General features: G+C 55.2%; 15 protein-coding genes and 1 tRNA gene. 6 read left to right on the forward strand and 10 right to left on the reverse strand.

The annotated features are described in order from the left end of the window. Positions 1–7: 7 nt before the first annotated feature. The 7 genes from AC6I6N_RS03050 to pgaA all read right to left on the reverse strand — a co-directional run bounded on the left by AC6I6N_RS03050 (position 8) and on the right by pgaA (position 8,414). The gene (locus AC6I6N_RS03050) at positions 8–976 is read right to left on the reverse strand and encodes a CsgG/HfaB family protein (protein WP_376912926.1); all 969 of its coding nucleotides are present in this window, start codon (positions 974–976) and stop codon (positions 8–10) included. Beyond that, a complete protein-coding gene (locus tag AC6I6N_RS03055; RefSeq protein ID WP_094196599.1) occupies positions 973–1,407 on the reverse strand; it encodes a curli assembly protein CsgF in 435 nt (144 codons plus the stop codon). Before AC6I6N_RS03055 ends, AC6I6N_RS03050 begins: the two co-directional genes overlap by 4 nt. Positions 1,408–1,422: 15 nt before the next feature. Next, complete coding sequence (locus AC6I6N_RS03060; RefSeq protein ID WP_009454353.1) at positions 1,423–1,908, reverse strand: curli production assembly/transport protein CsgE; 486 nt, start codon at positions 1,906–1,908, stop codon at positions 1,423–1,425. A gap of 137 nt (positions 1,909–2,045) precedes the next feature. Beyond that, positions 2,046–2,579, reverse strand: coding sequence for a poly-beta-1,6-N-acetyl-D-glucosamine biosynthesis protein PgaD (pgaD, locus tag AC6I6N_RS03065; RefSeq protein WP_230018270.1), 534 nt, complete (start codon positions 2,577–2,579; stop codon positions 2,046–2,048). Then, positions 2,576–3,904, reverse strand: a complete 1,329-nt coding sequence (pgaC, locus tag AC6I6N_RS03070) for a poly-beta-1,6-N-acetyl-D-glucosamine synthase (protein ID WP_094196601.1) — start codon at positions 3,902–3,904, stop codon at positions 2,576–2,578. The genes pgaD and pgaC overlap by 4 nt, the downstream gene beginning before the upstream one ends. Next, positions 3,897–5,918 (reverse strand): poly-beta-1,6-N-acetyl-D-glucosamine N-deacetylase PgaB, encoded by a 2,022-nt coding sequence (gene pgaB, locus AC6I6N_RS03075; protein ID WP_094196602.1) that lies wholly within the window; start codon positions 5,916–5,918, stop codon positions 3,897–3,899. Before pgaB ends, pgaC begins: the two co-directional genes overlap by 8 nt. Positions 5,919–5,930: 12 nt before the next feature. Further along, positions 5,931–8,414 (reverse strand): poly-beta-1,6 N-acetyl-D-glucosamine export porin PgaA, encoded by a 2,484-nt coding sequence (gene pgaA / locus AC6I6N_RS03080; RefSeq protein WP_497943202.1) that lies wholly within the window; start codon positions 8,412–8,414, stop codon positions 5,931–5,933. Between the two features lie 220 nt (positions 8,415–8,634). Between pgaA and AC6I6N_RS03085 the strand changes: the two genes are divergently transcribed. The 3 genes from AC6I6N_RS03085 (at position 8,635) to AC6I6N_RS03095 (ending at position 11,378) form a co-directional block, all read left to right on the forward strand. Beyond that, positions 8,635–8,711: transfer RNA gene (locus tag AC6I6N_RS03085), tRNA-Pro, on the forward strand. Between the two features lie 832 nt (positions 8,712–9,543). Continuing rightward, positions 9,544–9,753 (forward strand): cold-shock protein, encoded by a 210-nt coding sequence (locus tag AC6I6N_RS03090; protein ID WP_094196604.1) that lies wholly within the window; start codon positions 9,544–9,546, stop codon positions 9,751–9,753. 1,457 nt (positions 9,754–11,210) lie between these two features. After that, positions 11,211–11,378: a hypothetical protein gene (locus AC6I6N_RS03095; protein ID WP_164461337.1), complete on the forward strand. Its 168-nt coding sequence runs from the start codon at positions 11,211–11,213 to the stop codon at positions 11,376–11,378. A gap of 58 nt (positions 11,379–11,436) precedes the next feature. On the opposite strand, the gene AC6I6N_RS03100 is transcribed toward AC6I6N_RS03095, so the two are convergent. From AC6I6N_RS03100 to AC6I6N_RS03110, 3 genes are all read right to left on the reverse strand, one after another. Continuing rightward, positions 11,437–11,856 (reverse strand): BON domain-containing protein, encoded by a 420-nt coding sequence (locus tag AC6I6N_RS03100; protein WP_230018264.1) that lies wholly within the window; start codon positions 11,854–11,856, stop codon positions 11,437–11,439. Positions 11,857–13,618: 1,762 nt separating this feature from the next. Further along, the gene (locus tag AC6I6N_RS03105; protein ID WP_249462321.1) at positions 13,619–14,569 is read right to left on the reverse strand and encodes a toxin-antitoxin system YwqK family antitoxin; all 951 of its coding nucleotides are present in this window, start codon (positions 14,567–14,569) and stop codon (positions 13,619–13,621) included. After that, complete coding sequence (locus tag AC6I6N_RS03110; RefSeq protein WP_497943203.1) at positions 14,566–16,860, reverse strand: hypothetical protein; 2,295 nt, start codon at positions 16,858–16,860, stop codon at positions 14,566–14,568. The genes AC6I6N_RS03105 and AC6I6N_RS03110 overlap by 4 nt, the downstream gene beginning before the upstream one ends. A gap of 120 nt (positions 16,861–16,980) precedes the next feature. Here AC6I6N_RS03110 and AC6I6N_RS03115 point away from each other — a divergent pair, with 120 nt between their 5' ends. From AC6I6N_RS03115 to AC6I6N_RS03125, 3 genes are all read left to right on the forward strand, one after another. After that, positions 16,981–17,364, forward strand: a complete 384-nt coding sequence (locus AC6I6N_RS03115) for a DUF7079 family protein (protein ID WP_497943204.1) — start codon at positions 16,981–16,983, stop codon at positions 17,362–17,364. Between the two features lie 35 nt (positions 17,365–17,399). Next, positions 17,400–17,693 (forward strand): hypothetical protein, encoded by a 294-nt coding sequence (locus tag AC6I6N_RS03120; protein WP_427957228.1) that lies wholly within the window; start codon positions 17,400–17,402, stop codon positions 17,691–17,693. A gap of 326 nt (positions 17,694–18,019) precedes the next feature. Then, on the forward strand, positions 18,020–18,865 hold the full coding sequence (locus AC6I6N_RS03125) for a MurR/RpiR family transcriptional regulator (protein ID WP_051316192.1): 846 nt from the start codon (positions 18,020–18,022) through the stop codon (positions 18,863–18,865). Positions 18,866–18,871: the final 6 nt, after the last annotated feature.

The raw sequence follows: 18,871 nt of genomic DNA on the forward strand, positions 1-18,871 counted from the left end.
CTCGTGTTCAACTGCCGGTAACTGGAGCGGTCTGCACCTCATCGCTTGTGGCCTCATTGGCTTGCGCGGCCTCAGGATTGGTCACAGCGGTCTGGGTGCGCAGGCTGCGATAGGTTTCGTTTTGCTTCATGTAGTTCTGCACGATGGGGTTGTTACGGTCGGCCTCGTTTCGCAGTCGCCATTGGCCTTCCCTCATGCCTTGCACGATCAGATGCACCACTGCCGATTCAATGGCCTCTTTGACCGAGAGCTGGGCCGGTTCGTTGTTGGTTACGCCGGCCTCGATTTCCAGCAGGTCTTTGAAGTTCACGAACTTGTAGACGCTGGGCCGGACTTCGTAGGAAAAGATGGTCTTGGTGGTGGACACGCTTTGCAAAATGTTGCCGGTGCGCACGTCGATGGCTCGCAGGTTGACCGTGACTTGGTCAACCCGATACTGGGTAGACAGGCCTACGCCCAGAAAGCGCGCGCCCGCGCCGCCTGTGCGCACATTGCTTTCATAGGAGATGATGCCTCCGTCCATCATGATTTCGGCCGGGGCTAGCGGCGGGATGTTGATGGCGGTGCGCTGGCCGTTTTCCTGCGATCCGTCTAGGGCGCGCACGATGCGCCGCTCGGTCAGCAGTTCCTGCAGGCTTTCGCGCTCGACCGGAGTGAACCAGCGCGAGTCACGCAAGGCTTTGACCAGCAGGGCGGCGGCTCCCTGGGTGACTGAGGTGGAAAAGGAGCTGTCCGGATTGGGCTTGTATTGGCCGGTCTGGTCACGAAACCCATAGACGGCCACGGTCAGGCGCTGGGCGGGCGCGGGCAGCTCCAGCAGATCGTGCGTGGCTGGCGAGGCGGGCGTCAGGTAGGCAGAGCCTTTGACTTCGGCCGGGGTGGAGGGGACGGCGCAGGCAGCCAGGGCCGAGGTCAGGGCCAGCACGCTTAACAGGCGCGTTGGGCGCGCGTTCAGGACGGTCACTGTGCTCATCATGGTTGCATCACTCGGAAAGTAGTGGAAGCGCCGGTGATCCGGTCCGTGGTGGTGATCGTCAGTGCTCCGCCGCCGATATCGACGACGCTGACAGTAAAGCTGCCGGTCTCGAAGGTGCCGGGTACGAATTTGCCGTTGCTGTCCACAAACTGCGAGGACGCGGCCGAGGCCAGGCGACTGAGTACCGAGCGCTCCAACTGATCGTTGAAGTCCTGAAAGGGTGTGCGCTGCTCAAAGGACGAGCCCAGGTCTTCGGCTTCGGGGTCCGTGTGCTTGTTGGTGACCTGGGCCGAGTTCAGTAGCCATTGCCCATTGAGCGGGCTGCCGCCGAAATTCGGATTGACGGGGGTATATATCAGTTCGGTTGCATGGACGGGAGCAAAGAGCGCACCGGTCAGCAGAACAGAGGCAAGGGGCAGGAAAGTCTTCACGTTATGTCTCTCTTATTAAAGTTCGTCCGGAGCAAGGTCCGGGTTGTTGGTGAGTACGCGTTCGATTTCGCTTTTATTGACGTTTTCCAGAACAAGATCCACGGCCCGCTCACTGGCCTTCTTTGTGCCGGAACGCGCGGGCGTGAGAAAAGCGTGATACATGCGCTGGCGACGGTATTCGACCCAGATCTCGCTACCCCAGCGGGCCGACGGGCGCTCCACCACCGTCAGGGTGAAGGGGCTGGCCCCGGTCAGCTCGCGCCAGCGATTGCTGAAGTAGCGGTAAAAGTCTTGTCCTTGCACCGTTACGGTGCGGTTGATGACGATGCCCGCGAGCGGATCGTCAAACAGGTTCTTGCGAACCACTTCAGCCTGCCGGATGGCTTCCATGAAGTTGGCCGGTTTGGGCTTGCTGGTATCTCTGCCTGGTTGTGCGGCGGCGCTGCTCATGACACACAGCATTGCCAGCAGCACGGCCCCTTGTTGGTATGGTTTTGTCATTGCAGCACCTGTTGTTCCTTCGCCTTACGGCTTGATACATCGGCGTTACTGACTATGGTAGAGACGGCCATCTGCAATTACATGAGCCGCATTTCCTAGGCTGTTTGCCCTTGTGCAGGGTTGTTTTTGCGTCGGTACTATTGATTCGGCGTAGGCTGTTTGGGGTAGGCGCGCGGACGAAAGATCAGCGGTGTCAGTGGTTTTCCGTCGTAGGTGCCGGTTGCCTGCTGCATGGGCAGCGGATTGGCTGCTTCCACATGCTGTACCGCGCCGTCCTGGGCGTTGTAGAGCACGACGATGCGGCTGTGGCGCACGGTATCGATCTGTTCGTGATCAAAATGCGGCAGGGGGGGCTGCTTGGCGCGATGCAAGCGGCTGCGTTGGCGGTACAGAGCCTGGCGCAGGTGGCGCTGCTGGCGCTGCTGGCGTCGCCAGCGTGACCAGGCCAACAGCAGCAGGCCGTTGGTCAGCAGAACCGCCCCGTAGAACAGAAAGGTGGTCAGGGTCGGGAAGATCGGGTCTATCTGTTCGTAGCCAGCTTTGTCCATGGTGTGACCGATCAATAGGAGCAAGCCTTTGGCGATCAGGTAACTGAAGACGAACCAGCCGGCGATGGTCAGTAGACGGTCTATCCAGCGAGTGATGGGATGGCGTTGGGTCGTGATGATCATGACAGCTCCTTGATACCCCGGTCGGGGCTGCTCCAGCGGGCGCGTTTGCGACGCAGGCGCAGCATGACCATGGGGAAACTCCACAGCGTGGTTAAGAAATTGATCAACCAGTAGACAAATGGGTACCAGATGATCCAGAACATCGACAGGGGCAGATCGGGCTCGTAGCGACGGTCGATCCAGATGCTGACGGCGAACTGCAGCAGGCACATGCCGGCCAGCACCATACCGGTGAACGAGGGTGGGAACAGGCCGTCGATCTGGGTGGCCGCAGGCAAGTGGAGCACTTGTCCAAGCAACCAAACCAGCATCGCCACGCCCAGGGCGAAACTCCATAAGGTCGAGCACAGGTATTCCAGAGTCAGGGGCCACATGTCGCGGTTTTCCCAGCGCAGTACTTGCGGGGTGTATTTCAGGAAGGTTTCCGCCCCGCCCTGAGCCCAGCGCAAACGTTGCTTGAACAGGCCTTTCAGTGTTTCGGGCATCAGCACCCAGCACAGGGCGCGCGGCTCATAGAACACCTGCCAGCCGGCCAACTGCAACTTCCAGGTCACATCGATGTCCTCGGTGATCATGTCCAGACTCCAGTAGTCCACTTCGTCCAAGGCCTGGCGACGAAAGCCTGCGATCACGCCGGAAATCGTGAAGATTTTTCCGTAGACGCGCTGCGTGCGCTTGATCAGCCCGATGATCGAGGAGAACTCGCCAACCTGGATGCGGCCGATCAGGGTGGAGCGCGTGCGGATGCGCGGATTGCCGGTAGTGGCACCGACTTCCGGGTTGTGCAGCATGGGGGCGACCAGGTAATTGACGCCTTCCGGGTCCAGGTAAGCATCGCCGTCTATACACACGAAGTAATCGCCGCTGGCGCTCATGGCTCCCATGCGCAGGGCCAGTGCCTTGCCCTGGTTCTGAGCCAGGTGGATGACGCGCAGCTTGTCGTGCTCCTCGCTCAGTTCATTGAGCACTTGGGCGGTGCGATCGCTGGAGCCGTCGTTGATGGCGATGACTTCGATGTTGGGATAGACCTGATTCAGCGCGGACAGGATGGTAGAGCGGGCGTTGGCCTGTTCGTTAAAGCAAGGGATCAGGATGCTGACCAGCGGCATGCCTTCCAGTTCGGGTGGGGCGTGTGGTTTATAGGTCCAGCGGCGTTCATGCTGGAACCAGAAGATCAAGCCACCGCCTATCCATATGCCCGACATGAACAGCGGGTACATGAAGATGAAGTAGAGCAGTAGGTGGCTGGTCAGGGCGACGGTGATTCCCAGAGGAATTCCGACAATCAGGCACAGGGCCAATAGGGCGATCAGTCGTTCAATCATTTTTTGTTGGATACCATTCAATCGTGATTTCCGGACGAATCACGTTCATCTTGGGCTGATTGTTGACAAAGTCGTCTGGGTAATAGCCGACATGTCGCGCCCCTCTTGCCGTCAGTGCATTGAGCCAGCCGGCCACCAGATGGGAGTCCAGCGGACGGGATGGCTGACCTTGGCCGGGCCAATCGACGGATTGCACTTCGAACACGGTGCGGCGCAGGCCTTCTGGGTGGCTGGCCACCTTATCGACCAGCTCGTTCAGCCAGGTCACGGCATGCTGATCGTGGATGTCTTCCATGCGGGGCATGGCCATCACGGCAGTCCAGTCGTAGGCTTGCAGAAAATCGTTCAGGTTCTGGGCAAACCACTGTTCGCTCTGGGCCTGCAGAACCGGTAGGGCGTACATATTGCGGGCCGTACTGATCTGCGGGCCGCGCTGCTTGCGTACCCGATCAGCCAGTTCCTGGGTCAAGTCGATCAGGGCTTGTGATTTAAAGCGCGTCCAGCGCTCAAACTGCTCGGGATTGGCTCGTATCGTCCCGATGTCCCTGCCAAAGCCGGCTTTTTCGTAGGCGTCCAGGGCGGCGGGCGAGGCATCCTCAAAGTCGGTCAGCGTGGCATCGTCATGGAATACGACACCAAAGAAGATGGCGCTGCGTCCCAGATCTTCGTACAGATCGCCCATGATCTGGCGGGTGCGCGGGTCAAAGGGGGACAGGCGGCGGTAGCCTTGTGTGGGCAGGGAAGGCGGGCTGCCGTCGGCATGCCATTGCAGTACGTGTTGCGCCGGCTCGGACGTATCGATGGCCAGCACGGGCATCCATGCAAAGACATTGACGTGGGCACGCGAACTTAATTGCCAGGCTGTGCGGTTGAACAGGTCGGCGCGCATGGGCAGGTGGCGGTTGGGAAAGTAGACCGAGCGCACCAGGCCATCGCCTGTGGGGTCGGCGAAGGCTTGCAGATAGACACTACGTGGTTTCAGGTCTGCGATGCGTTGCACCAGGGCGCTCAAGTTGCGTTCCATTTGCGCCGGATCGGGGTCGTACACATAATCCAGATCCACATGCACCACGCGTTCGGCCTGACGGTCTTCACGGGCAGTGATAAAGCCTGCAAAGGTGCTGATGTCCGGGTCGTTATCCACCAGATAGCGTGGCATATTCATCAGGTCGTGGACGTTGGCCACGCCGTCGGTCAGCGTCAGGGCCATCTGATAGCCTTCTTGCTCCAGAATTTGCAGGCCCAGGCCGCTGATCCGGCCATAGGGCCAGACCCAGACGCGCGGCGGCTTACCGGCGTGCTGTTTGACGCGGGCACTGATGGCGCGCACATCCTCGCGAAAGCGGGCGGTGTACTCGGCATCGGTCTCGTAGCGTTTCTGATCGGTCAGGTAGCGATGCGCGGCAGCCACCGGCTGGATATTGCCTTGTGGGTTGGCGATGGCACCGTAATGCATGTTTTGGGTGTGCGCGCCGATTTCCACCAAACCGGAGTTGGCCATTTCGTCGATTTGCGCCCAGTGCAAAAAGCGCGAACGTTCGGTGGGAAGACCGCCGAAGTCCACTTTTTCGTTGTCGGGGGTGTCCAACCATTTGCCGACCGGGGCCAGCAGCGCAGGCCATTGATAGGCTTTGAGCAGCGGGAACACGCGGGTATAGAAACTTTGATACCCGTCGTCAAATGACAGCAGCACTGCCTTTTCAGGCAGAGGCTCCACACCTTGGCGGGCGCGCATAATTTGCTCTACGCTGACCGGCACATAGTTGTTTTCCTGTAGCCAGGAAAACTGCTGGCGCAGGTGCTCGGTACTGACGCTCAGGTACGCCTGGTTAGGATCGTGGTCCTCCACGTCGTGGTAGGCGATGATGAGCAGCTCGTCATTGCGCCAGGGCTGCTCTTGTTGTTCGAGGCGACGCTGCTCGGGCGGCACATACAGGGCCGGCGGGCTGGCGCTACAGGCCGATAAAAGGGCGCTGAAGGCCACTATCAGAAGGGTCAGGATTCGTGTGCTCATTGTCGTGGCCGCTTAGAATTTGATCTTGAGTTCAACCATGCCGCTGTACTGCTGTTCGCGCTGGCCGTCATAGGGGCGGGACAGGGCCTGCAGGCGCAGGCCGACTTCCAGATTGCGGTCGTGCTGGTAGTTCAGTTCGTAGGCGACCGAACCTACGGCACCACTGCCATAGCCGCTTTGGTGATGTAGGCCCACACCCAGTGTCAGGGCCTGGGTCAGGCGCTCGTCGTAGTGTTGGTAAATCAGGTGCTCCAGACGTAGGGCAGGCACAGCCATGTATTCGCGCCGTGGGCTGTAGTAGGGTCTGTCTTGGTCTTTGTTGCCGGAAGCCCATAGCTCCAGCTGGGCGTCGGCCTTGATGCGCGGGCTGGTGTAGATGCGTTGGTTACCTGTGATCTGCAGGCTTTGACGTACGTTGTTGTCAGAGAATTTTGTCCCGGTGTAGGCGGCTTGCACCCATTGCTCGGGGCCGTTTTGCCAGCGCAGCCGCACTTGTCCCTGATTGGCCGTGATGCCTGCGGCCAGGGCGCGATTCGGAATATCCAGGGTGCGATAGTCCAAGGTGCCGCCGATGCTCCAGTGATCGTTCAGCTCGTGATCGACCTGTAGGCTGGCCCCCATTTTGTTGCCCTGGCCCCAGTTCTGGTTGTTGATCATCAGCTGCGATTGCCAGTCGCGGCCGCGGTATTCCAGACCAGCTCCCTGCCAGATTACGTTGTGGCCAAGCTCGTCGCTGGTATCCAGATGCCCGGCCAGGGCGGTGACGCGCCAGTTGTAGTCGATGGGGGCGCTGTACCATTGCGCCTCAGTGCGTATGCCGTCATTGCCCGAGACATCGCCACCGTTGCTGGTTTCAAAACCGCTGCGCAAAATCAGTTCGTTCTTGCGGTAGGTTTGCCAGTCTTTTTCCAGTTCCGTGACCCGCATATTAGTGGGGTAGTGCGCTTTGGCATACGCTAATAGTTCTTCGGCCTGGCGGTATTCGTGCAGGTCCAGGGCGGTCTGGGCCTGGCTGATGATGACGTCTTCTTGACGCGGCGCATAGGTTTCAGCGATCTTCAGATTGCGTTCCGCCGCCCTTGGCATACCCGATATGCGCTGGACATCGGCCAGCGGCACGCGCAGATTGACGTTGCTTGGTGCCTGTGCGCTGGCCTTGGCCAGATTTTCGCGCGCGTCCTTGAGCAAACCCGTATAGGTATAGAGCGAGTTTTTCAAAATCAAGGTGTCGGTATAGCCTGGATTGGGCTGGGGGATTGGATTGCCGCGTAGCCAGCGAGTGGCGGGCATGTCTTTTTCCATGCGCTCGGCCAATGCCAGTGCCTGATCTTCGCGGCCAGACTCCAGCAAGGAAAAGGCCAATCCGGTTTGATAGCGTGTGCGTGTTTTTGCGTCCAGCGAGGGTTCGGCCAACGCCCGCTCGTAGCTGGATACGGCTTGTTCGGGGTGACGGGCGCGCAGTTGCAGGGCTCCTAGCGAGGCGTAGGCATAGCCTGGATACTGGGCCGCCCGTTCGGGAGCAATGTCTACTGTAGAGGGCGCATCTTCGCGTGTGTCCACCGCAATCAGACGGTCACCACGGATGCGGCGGGCGAAAGCGGGGTTACCCAGAAAGCTGGCGCTGTCAGCCAGTTTGTCTTGCAACGCGATGGCTCGGTTGGCGACCAGAAAACGTTCGGGCAGTGTGCGTGTGGGCTGGGGCGACAGCCGGGTCAATTCAGCGGCATAGTCGGCTTGACGGTCAGCCAGGTCTGCGTTCGAGAAGATGTCGGGATGTTGCGTTTGCCATTCCATCGCCTGGCGGTGCAGACCGGCGGCATGCAGGGACTGGTCATAATCCCGGATGACGTCGGTTTTGTCTGGCTGGGCAGCCAGAGCATCCTGGCTGACGCGTAGGGCTTCGTAGTTCTGGCCGGCAGCGCGGTAGATGTAGCTGCGCGTCAGCAGGTAATTGGTGTTTTGGCGTGTGGCCGGCTGCAGTTGCTGGGCACAGCTCAAGGCCTGTGCAGTCAGTCCGGCATCGGCCAGGCTCATGCACAGGCCCATGGTGAAGGCGGCTTTCTGTGGAAAGCGCCGCATTCCTTCCCGATACAGGTTTTGGGCCGGTGTCCATTGGCGCGTATCTTTGTGGGCGCGTGCTGTCAGCAGCAATACATCGGCCGGCAAGGGCAGGTTGGTCGGCCAGCTTTCGTACAGGCGGATGACCTCTTGCGGCTGGCCTGCCCAGGCATGAATGCGCATCAGATCAAGCTGGACACGTGTCTCTTGCGGATGCTGTTGCCGGTACTGCTGCAAGCCGGCAATGGCGGACTGGTATTGGCCTTGGCGTGCCTGTTTGATCCAATCCTCGTAGGAGGCGGCATGCAGGCTGGTGCTACATGCGGTCAGTACCAGCAGGGTAAAGGAATCCAGCCAGAACCGGCGCAGAAACGAGGTTCTGGCTGGAAAGAGGCCGACGTTTTGCAGAGCTTGTCTTTTTATTGATCGCCTGGACACTTCTCTTCCCCTTGTTATTTGTATATGCTTCTTGCCACTGTTCGTTACTGAGCGAACAGAAGGGTCTTAAGGGATATCCTAGGAGTCTGGGCCTCTGGCGGTAATTGGCCTTTTGATGTAAACCGTCTGGATTTTTGTAGTAAGCCACTCGGCCTAAGCTAAATGCTTCTTAAGAAAAAGCGTGTACAACAGAACAAACAGGGTGATGGCTTTATTCTTTCGGGGCGTAGCGCCGCCTGGTAGCGCACTTGCGTGGGGTGCAAGGCGTCGAAGGTTCACATCCTTCCGTTCCGACCAGATTTTGAAAGGCCTACAGCAAAAATGCTGTAGGCCTTTTTTCATTGTTTCGGGGATTTTGTGGAGATTCATTTTTCACCGATGACCCGGCCTTTTTCTCCGTGGCGTGACCACTGGCGCCTTTTCTGTGCTGTGAACAAGCTTCTTGATTTTGGCCTGAAGCTTGGGCAGGTCAGCGGCACAATAATGGGTTTGTGAGTGACCCATTGGCATGTCCAAACAGCACCTGAAGATCCTCCAAATACGTTCCCGCAGCATAGAACCGTTTGTCGAACGTGTATTTCAGGTCATGCACTCGCACAATGCTGAAACCGGCATTCGCGGGACGTTGATATAAATCCACCCATTGCTCTGCTGCCCCGGGGCCTGGCTGCGCGTTATTCTGAGGCGTTCATGCGCGCCATCGGGTCGCCCTTGTGCGGAAAATCCATACGGGATCTTGTCCACGCTGGCCCGAAAAAACCGAACGGGCGACAGGATTCAAAACGACCAGCTTGCCCCTCGGTTCTTCATGCCCGATGCTTCAATACGAAAGGGCAAGGCTTACTGCTGCAACCACAGCAGAGCGTTCTGCGTCCTTGTAGTTTGCTTTCCCCTCCGTCACGGTAGCTGTGCAAAGGCAGGTGTTAGCAGGATTGGGAGTTCCATGCCCTCTAGTTGCAGTAGTCCTGCCACCCCGAGCGTGTGGGTGGGGGTATTGAAATGCTGCGGCTGGAGAGTCCGGCATTGGGTGTAGTTCGCTTGCTTATTTTGTAACAGTGCTATCTATATCCATGAAGAGCGATCATAGTGTCGTCAGGGAGATTTTTCCCTTGAATAATTAGGACATACATTGAAAACAGAAATTGGTATCGTGAAGTGGTTCAATAACGAAAAAGGCTTCGGCTTCATCGCCCCGGAAAGTGGCGGCAAAGACCTCTTCGCACACCACAGTGAAATTCAGGGTACTGGGTTTAAATCTCTTGAAGAGAACCAACGAGTTTCTTTCGTTGCAGGCGCTGGCCAAAAAGGCCCTTGCGCTACCCAGATCCAGATCATTTGATCCCCTGCTTGCCTGATTAGGCAAGTATTGAGTTGATCGGTTAAGGCCGAACCCTTTGAAACATTGGGTTCGGCTTTTTCGCGTTATGTTGCTCGATATCATCATGCGGGCACAGGGCTTGTATGCTCTCAGGCTGAGCTATGGTTGCCAGACGCTTGTTCTGGGCGGATAGCAGGGCTATGTAGGTCCTAGGCCAGCCCGATCTTGTCTTTGTTCGTTACTTGGGAGAAGGGGAGTGAAAAAGATGCTGGCTGCAGCGGCAATCGCTGCGCTTTGGGAAGTCCACGACCTCCATGAGTAACGTTGATGATGCGCGGACTCAACGAGCGTAATGTTCCGCTTTGATAAGGACGACAAGCTGATTGTTGACACCAGCACTGAAAGCGACATAGACATGGCCACAGGGATCGCTGTAGACGTTGAACCGGTTAAGAATCGCCCTGTAAACAGGAGTCCGGCATCGTCAGCCTGATACCAAAGAATAAGAGATGGGGTAGTAGCGCCCAATAAAAAAACCCCTCTCGGGGCTTTCTGGTGATGGGCTCGTTACGTGAGCTGACGTATCAGAACGGAAGGCCGGGGAACCGGTCTTTTAATTGTCGGATAAGGGTTTGACGCGTTGTGACCAAGCGAGAGGCAAGTGCTTGAGATTCTTTTATCGCCGAACGATTAGGTTCGCGTAAAGGGGATGTATGAAGCGGGCTGCGACTAGCCTGGTTAAGTTTTTCGTAGATAGTGATACCTTCTGTATGACTCCAAATTTCGCTCCAGCCTGGACATAGAAGTCTTCCAAGGCAATGGTATAGCGTTGAATTTGAAGGGGTAGTGAGATAGCGAGATTGCTATCGTTGAATGAGATCAATCTTATTGTACCAGTATGGGCGTTTTGACAATTGAATCATAGGATTGCTTTGTAACGCTTCCTCGAATTGAAGGGAGCTATGTTCGGGCCTAGCATAATCGCCCAGCACAAAAGCCTCGGTGTGAACGGCACTCCAAAAGTTGGACACCCATCCAATCTTTGGGGGCTTTTCTATGCCGAAGTATGATGTGATGGCCCCGCGCAGCATCGATGATCACTCTCTGGCCGGACCTGTTGGCATAAAGTTTTGGCGAACGTGCATGGTGTAGGTCTTTCAAGCCTAAGGCGTTGGATCACCAGCGATCGAACTTATGGTGATTAGGGCTTGCGCGCCTAGGATGCAAGCGCAATCAGCGGCTCTGCCTCCTAGGATGCGTGATGGACTGCGAAGAGTCTAACGAAGCCGTTTGAGCCGATTTGGCTAATGCCTGCTATGCTAGACCAGCTGACAGGTTATCCGTGGTAATTCGACCTTTCAGGAGTGCCTATGTACGTTAAGGCATTACCGGGCATACCCCTGCCTAGTTCCTTCTGCCAAGAATAAACCGAGCGAACGTGAAACAAGATCAAATTTAACCAAACTGGAGAGATTTCCATGGGCACCAAAATTGTTACTGAAGCCGACCGTAAGCGTACTCCTCCTCCCGCTGCGCCCAAGGGTGTCACCCTAAGCACAAAAAGCCGGGGCCAACGTGTTAGCCAAGAGCGTGGCGCGCACACCCGCAGCAAGAAAAATCCGGGCAAGCGCGCGCATTCGGGTTAATTAGAGGACAAGAAAGGAAGAGTCAGGAGGCGCTCAGTTTTTACTGTGCGCCTTTTAGTTAGTTGCTTTTTACTCTCAGTCCGGTGGCTTCAACCTTAGTCACACCGTCAACTTTTTTAGCTGCCGCGACGGTTTTCTTATAGGCGTCTTCACTGGAGACCGTTCCGGCAATCATTGTGACGCCTCCTTTTGTCTCGACAGTAATGTTCTGACCCTGCAGTCCTTTGTCTTGTGCTAGAACAGCTTTAACTCGTTTAGAAATTTCTTCATCGTTGGCTTGTTCTCCAGCATTCGTCTTGTAATTGGCCACTTCCTGAGCGTTTGCTTCCCCTGGCGTTTTCTTCTCTAGCGTTGCATTTTCTGGTGTTGCAGATAGATTTGGATGGGATGCCTTGTCATCTGCTATGGCGCCTGCGCTTAATCCAAAGCTCAGTGCTGAGGTAATCAGTAGTTTACGGATGGTCGTTGAATCAGTCATTTTTTCACCTAGCGTAAGTGGAATGATTTTCAAAGAGTTCGTTGCTACATAGCCATCACTCTCATCGTCTTTGAGGGCGGGAACGTCCGACGCATCGTGCACATCGTGCCGTGATCTCACTTTCCCATCTAGTGCTCCTTTTATGAAGGTTGATACAGGTAGCAGCTCAGCTCTTGCGAGCTAGCCATCGACAAATTGAGCCTCATTGCGTTTGGCTTTTACTGACTTTAACGCTAACTATAGGCGCAAAACGGACAAAAAATTACGTGAGTAACTGAGTGTGGGGGCGCCATCTCTTAGCGCGTCGGGAATCAGGGCTACTTTAGGAGCGTTTTTGTTTATTGATCACCAGGCGGAGATAAACAAGCTATTTATTGGTTTATGACCTATCCTGTACTACTGGCCTGACATTTGTTGGGGTAGCCATTGACCAATGGAGGTCACAATGGACAAGAAAGGGAAAGCGCCTAACAAGGCAAGTACACGCAAGTCTGAGCTTGCTCCACCGCAAGTGGGTTGGCCAACTCAGACTTCCAACGAGGGGATCAAGCGCGCCAGTGCTGCTCATGATCATAAACCCACAGGAAGAGGCGCGGCGCGGGGTAGATAAGCCCTGGAGACTCGAATGACTCTCTTTTAGCCTGTCACAGAAAGGGCCTGCAATGTCATCATTGCAGGCTTTGCTGTTTAGTGTGTGCACGTATATCTTGCACGCTAGCTTTAAAAATCCTGTAACAGGCCCGGCCATAACTTAAAGCCCAGGCAAGCGCCCCAAGGATCGCGTTCATACAACCACAATGTTTTGCAGTTGCTGCATTGGTATAAGGATTTTTTCGCTTCCCCATGGCCCGGTGATGAGGGGCAAGCGACCGTCATGAATTCGTGCTTGAGGCCGAGTGACGAGGATAAGGGTAAAAGCTGGCACAAAGTGCACAGATTACGCGAGCCTTGATAGGGCACTTTTTTCTCCTGAAGGGAGTGACTCCAGGCGTTGACCCTAGTAGTGGGACGTTTTGTTGTTGTTAGCGTCGCCAGGGGCAAATCTATTGAGGAAAGCGGGCCGTCGCTGAGAGGTTTGACAGTCCTATTTGCAGACTCGTTGGGGCAAGTCTGCAAAAGCGACGTATTTGCCTTGCGGCGGGTTCCGCGCGGTAAAGCACTCAGAGCGAGTTAAAAATGGATGGGTCGTTTTGCGCTGGTGGTGGGGTGCGAGGTTTTTTGTCGCCGATAGGCTCATCGTTTGCAGGTAGTGTTTGATCGTCTTCGTGGATCCGTTCGATTTCGACGGGACGTTTGTCGCGTGGGTCTGGGATAGGGGGATCGGCTTGGTCGGTGGCCGAGAGAAGGGGGAAGCGAAGCAAGTTAACTTTTCTTCCTATGGACCGGAGATTGTGTGTCATAGGCACTCCTGCCATGACTGGCGGGATGTCTCTCAGAGAGTCTGAGCAACAGCGCCAGTAGCGCCTTCAAGCAGTTATCGAGAAGGTCTACGTTCATACTAGGCTGATCGTTGAAATGCTCACCATGTTAATTTGTAAATCATTGTATTTTAAGGATAAGTGTAGTCTTTACGCTTTGGTTTAATCCAGCTTGAAGCGTTGGGAAGGTCTATACCGAATGTTCATTCGACGGCCGCTTAGAGGGGGTGGTTAGCACACAAATGTCACCTTGCTTATGCATGGATTGAAAAAAGCCCACGCGATGGTGGGCTGCTTTTTCGCAGTGGAGGATGCGGGGAAAACAAGCCAAGGTCAGTAGGCGTCTAGGGAAAGTCGCTGCGCTTAAACTCGCCTTGATCGCGGGTCTCCACGCGTTTGCCGTCTTGATATTTCTCCAGGCGATAGGGGGCGCCGAACAGGTAGTCCCATTGCGTGCCATGACGCTTGCCGTGACGGTATTGGCTTATTTCCGATAAGGCGCCGCTATCGTGAAACCTGACCTGTACACCGTGGTAGTTCCCTTCATTGTCAAACGGGATGATGGCAACCAGATAGCCCTGCTGCGAGTAGCCGTGCCATATCCCTACCTGATAGCTGTTACGGTACTGACCTTGGTAACGGGTCGACAAGGGGTAGGTTTCTATCCATTCGCCTTCCCGTCGGTCGTTTTGATAGTGTCCTTTTTCTGTAAGTTGGCCGTTCTCATAGCGGATGAACTCGCCATGGAGCATCCCATTTTTATAGTTTGATTGCTTTAACAATTGTCCATTGGCGTCGAACTCAGTTTGTTGGCCGTGCAGTTCACCTTGCTGGTTGTAGTGGCTAATGATCTGACCCCATGAGTTTTTGCTGACCCATTTTCCTGTCCTCTGGTCATTGGTGTAGTGACCGCTGGACATGGGTTCGCCAGCTTGATCGTAGCTGTGGTAGGGGCCATGACGTTTGCCGTGCCGATAGGAGGTGTGCTCAAGAGAGTCATACGCTTGCTGTACAAATAAGCCGTGTCGTTGCTTATCCAGGTGTTCAGAGCGTTCGATCAAGGTTCCCTGAGGGTTGTAGGCTTCGTGCAGCTGCCAACGCTTATCCACTGAGGTGAGCTGCACAATATGCAGTTCGCCGGTTTCGTGGAACCACTTTTCTTGTTCTGCCAAACCGTATTCGGTCTTGATTTGTTTGCTTTCGTTTTTGGCGGCGTGGCTGGGCAAGGCGAGAAGCATTAGTGCCGTCAGTGTGAGGGAGCCTAGAGTGGGGGCCAGTCTGGTGGTCAAGCTCATTGGATGGCCTCTTCAATTGCCTTGAAATCGGGAAGTGGTTCGAATTGATGTTGCCAGGTTTTTGTAATGGGGGTGCCCGTTGCCTCTAGTTTTTCGACACGGTTTACGAGGCCCATAATCTGGATATGGCCGGACTCATCCACGTAATCAAACAGTTTGTCCCCCAGAGGACTGCCGACCGCAGGCTGGGATCGGGGGGCGGTAATAGCCAACACCCTGTCCTGTTGATCGAGAAAGCGGTATTGGCGTAAAAAGCGCTTTATAGGAAGTGTGCGGGCGTGTTCCTCCCAGCCCTCTCCCAATAGTGCGGCTGCGGGCACTTGCACACTGAGTTCAGGGAGGTTGATCGGTAGTGGCTGCCAGACGGGCGTCCCTTGGCAGGTGAGCGCGATGTGTGCCTTAAGGCCGTAAAAGTAGAGGCGTGCCTGATCGGAGGTTTGCAGTTGATAGACATACTGCTGCGGCATTCGCTGCGTAGCGCCATAGTTTGTGTTGTCAGCGGTGGGAGGGGGCGCAAAATGTAAGGGCGTGCCTTTTTCTGTCAGGCCACTGGTTTCTTGCAGCGTACAAAGCTCCGCTTGCTCGGGAGTCAGCGTGACGTAGAGGTCTGGGGCATCGGTGCTGAAGGGGGCCAAGTTCTCTAGCGTGGCAGTTTTGAATTCATCGTTTTGTTGAAAAGAGTCGAACAGCAGCTGTGTGGTGATGGGCGCAGCGGCGTTCTCGGGACGCGCCTGATTCAAATCGTAAAAACGTACCGTCTTGCTTTCAATAGGCTCGGGTGCGTAGTTTCTGTAGGTCAACGCAACGGCATCGGGCAAGGTATCGAGAAACTTGACTTTGAGCTCTTGGGGCAGGTGTCCTTGCAACACAATGGCCAGTAAGCGTTTTTCGCCTAGGCTTAGCCAGTCAGCCGCAGTCTGGTCATGTGGGTAGCGTAATTCCCCTTTGTCGATCTGTGTGACATCAGGGAAAAAATAGCCGGTCTCGCCTGGTATCAGTTGGATCAGGAACTCATATGGATTATCTGTGGGTTGCACGATGACTTTGGCCCCTTCAACCTCCACCTGTGAACCTTCCGGTTTGATCGGCACGGTGACCTGAATATGCTCCGTGGCGTGGTAGTTAAGCGTAGCTTCGATGTATTGCAGTTTTTCCAGAGCCTGGGCAGTCTTATCCCAACCTAGGGGCAGGATCTCAAGACTGGTTTCGGCATCATCATGGTCCAGGCCAGGGTGCTGGAAGGCGCCGGCAGCTTTGAAAGGGATAGCCAAGGCCTGATTGTTTTCATCGTAGGCGGCAAGGTCGCTGGCGCTTATTTCACCGACCATGTAAGGGGATAGGCCTAGATGCGCGTAGTGCAGCAAGAAGCGCTGGTCGTACGTGTCCAGCACGCCTTGTGTATTGAGCATGGCTTGTGTGGAGGACGACAGGGAGGGGACGGGCGGGTCTGTTTTTTCCTGCGTGATCAGCTCGTACCCCTCTGCATTTTCTAGAAACTGCAGATCATGATTAAAGCGCCAGCTCTCGGGGTAAATCGCGGACACAATCCTAAATGTTCCCTTGTCGCGCAGTTCGGGGGGCAAGGGGACGTGCATGACGACCGCCTGGCGCACCAGCCAACCTGTCTGGCGCTCAATGACGGCATAGCCAAAAATACGGGTGTGCGGGTCCGCAGTCTCGTCCTGATTTGTATCGGCAATCGCGAGCGTAACGAGCTCTGAGTCAAAATCCTTGACGGTCATGCGTATGTCAGGAAGGCCGTTTTGACCTTTAATGGTTTGCGAGGCCCCTTTTTTCACCGCTAATTGATGCATGAGCCCTGGGCGAGATAACTGATCATTGAGCAAGTGATCCAACGTGGCCTTAAGCTCAGCTTTCAATTTCTGGCTGGAGGTATTGAGCGTGACATCGACCAACTGGTTGTTTTCTTTATCGACGGTTACGGTGTAGCCTTCTTTCAAGGCAGTACGCAGCTCTTTTTCGCCGTAGTCGCCCTGTTCAAAACTGCTCATACCGCCATGTTTGAAGTTAAGGCGCATGTACTCCGGGCTAACATTCAGCTTGTAGGTGGAGGATTGGTCTTCCACACCGTAATGCATCAGCATCTTGATGGACATGCTCTCGGAAAGCTGGCGTGTGCCACGCTGAACATCTACTGTCATGTCGGTATACACCTGATAGCGCCGTTCGTCGCCGTCAGCCGGGTGAAAAGTCAGCTTGGAACCAGGCCCGTCAGGAGAGCATCCGGCAAACATCAAGACGGTTAACGTCGCGGTAATGGCAAAACGCAAAACAATTTCCTTGCACAGTCAGTTTGTTAACGCGCACTACCATAGTGTTTTGTAGGGGCCAGTTCAAGAAAGAGGCCGGTTTAATTCAAATTGAAATGGCTGGACAGAAGGAGTTACATCTTGGGTGATCGGCCAAGCGATAAACAGTTGTGTGAGGCCTTGTCGGAATTGTTTGTAGACAGGCCGGTTAATTACCAGGCGATTGCGAACGTGGCTAAGCACTTTTCGCCCCACTATGTAGAAAGGGCCTTGTTCGAGTGGGTGGCGCCGGTTTGTTATTCCAATGCGCTTGCCCCCATCCCTTCAATCTGGACCGGGTTTGAACCAGACCAACTCTGGCGCGATATTGTGGCGTATCGTCAGGCTCGTGCCGGTGCCGGTCTGTTCAGACGGGTGCGCTGGCATGCTCAACAGCGTTTCCTGCGCTATTACTTTGCCAAGGAGTGGCGTGAGCTGTCTCAGTACTTGTCATCGGGTAACCCTCCCATTTTTAACGATCGTTAAAAATGGGGGTACCGCTTCTCTTAAGCCTTAGTCTCTTGTGGCCAAGCATTGCCTCACTGCCAGTTGCTGCTGTTTGCGTTGGTGCAGAGGCCGATGAGTTGCTGGAATTGAGTGTGTGCGCGGTGTTTTCGTCGGCAACATCACCTGCCGTGATGCGACAAGCCTGGCAAGAGGCGTCCGCGTATCGGCGTGAGTTGCTGGCGCTTGACATTGAGGATGCCATGCTGGCTTGTCAGATTTATGCGCTCTGGTCTCGAAGTGTGGTCAGGAATCTGTCCATGGCCGATATTCTGATTATGCGTTGCTTGTCTTTACTGCCAGTAGCATAGGCCCACTGAACAGGTGTTTTGTGGCTTTTGTAGGCGGCGCTTGTGCTGAAATTTCTCTTACCAGAACCCATTATGAAATTTAAATTTCATAATGGGTTTTATGCTTTCATCGTCAGGATGCAGAAATTTATTCAAGCAAGGGTTTATCCCTTGTTTCTCTTTGAGATCCTTATTTAAAGCCGTTCTTGACCAAGGATAGCCCGCCCGGTTCTTCCTTTTTTTTCATCCCCAAGGGTAAATACGGAGCCAAATCATCGCGTCCATAATTGAAATTTAAATTTTATTAAGTATTATATGAAAAACAAATTTCAATTTTAGGTTGTGTCATGGTCATCAAAGATTCGATCCTGGATATTCTCGATGTCCTGCCCAGTGCGGAGCGGCGTTTGGCCGATGTGGTCCTGTCTCATATGGGGCAGCTGGCGACTTACTCCGCTCAGGAACTGGCCGAGAAAGCAGGTGTATCGGCGGCCACCGCGGTGCGCTTTTTCCGGCGTTTGGGTTTTAACGGTTTTAACGAGTTTCGGGTCACGGCCCGCGAGCAAATGGGTGACGGCGCTCCCTTCAAGCGTTTGCACTCCATGTCCAGCAGCGGTATTCAGGCCGATATGACGCCGTTTATCAATGCAGACGTACAGAACATTTCCACCACCTTCCAGAACATCACTGAACAGCATCTGGATAAGTTCACCCAAGCCGCTCTGAAAGCACGACGCATCTGGGTGTTTGGTTTCCGCAATGGCCAGATCCTGGCGTGCTACGCCCACTCTTTACTGCAGCAGTTGCGCCCGGATGTGCATCTGGCGGTGGGCACGGTGGCTCATCTGACCGAGCAACTGGCTGATGTGGAAGCAGGGGATCTGGCCCTCGTGATGGACTTTCGTCGCCGCTCGGTGCTTTTGCCTTCCTTGGTGGAGCATCTGCGGGGCGAGTCGGTACAGATGGCTTTTTTGACGGATGGCCTGGAAAGCTCCTTGCTGCGTTCGCAAGACATAGCATTCACGGTGGCAACACGCGGGGAGTACTTGTTTGACTCGCATACCGGCACGCTCAGCCTGATCAATTATCTGGTCAGCCGGGTGGCCCTGCAGGCCGAGACGCAGGTTGCGCGCAAGTTGCAGAAGATTGAATCCATCCATCGCAGTTTTCAGGACTTGAAGTCCAATAATTAAACCCAT

This window comes from Alcaligenes sp. LTN-3 (assembly GCF_059735605.1).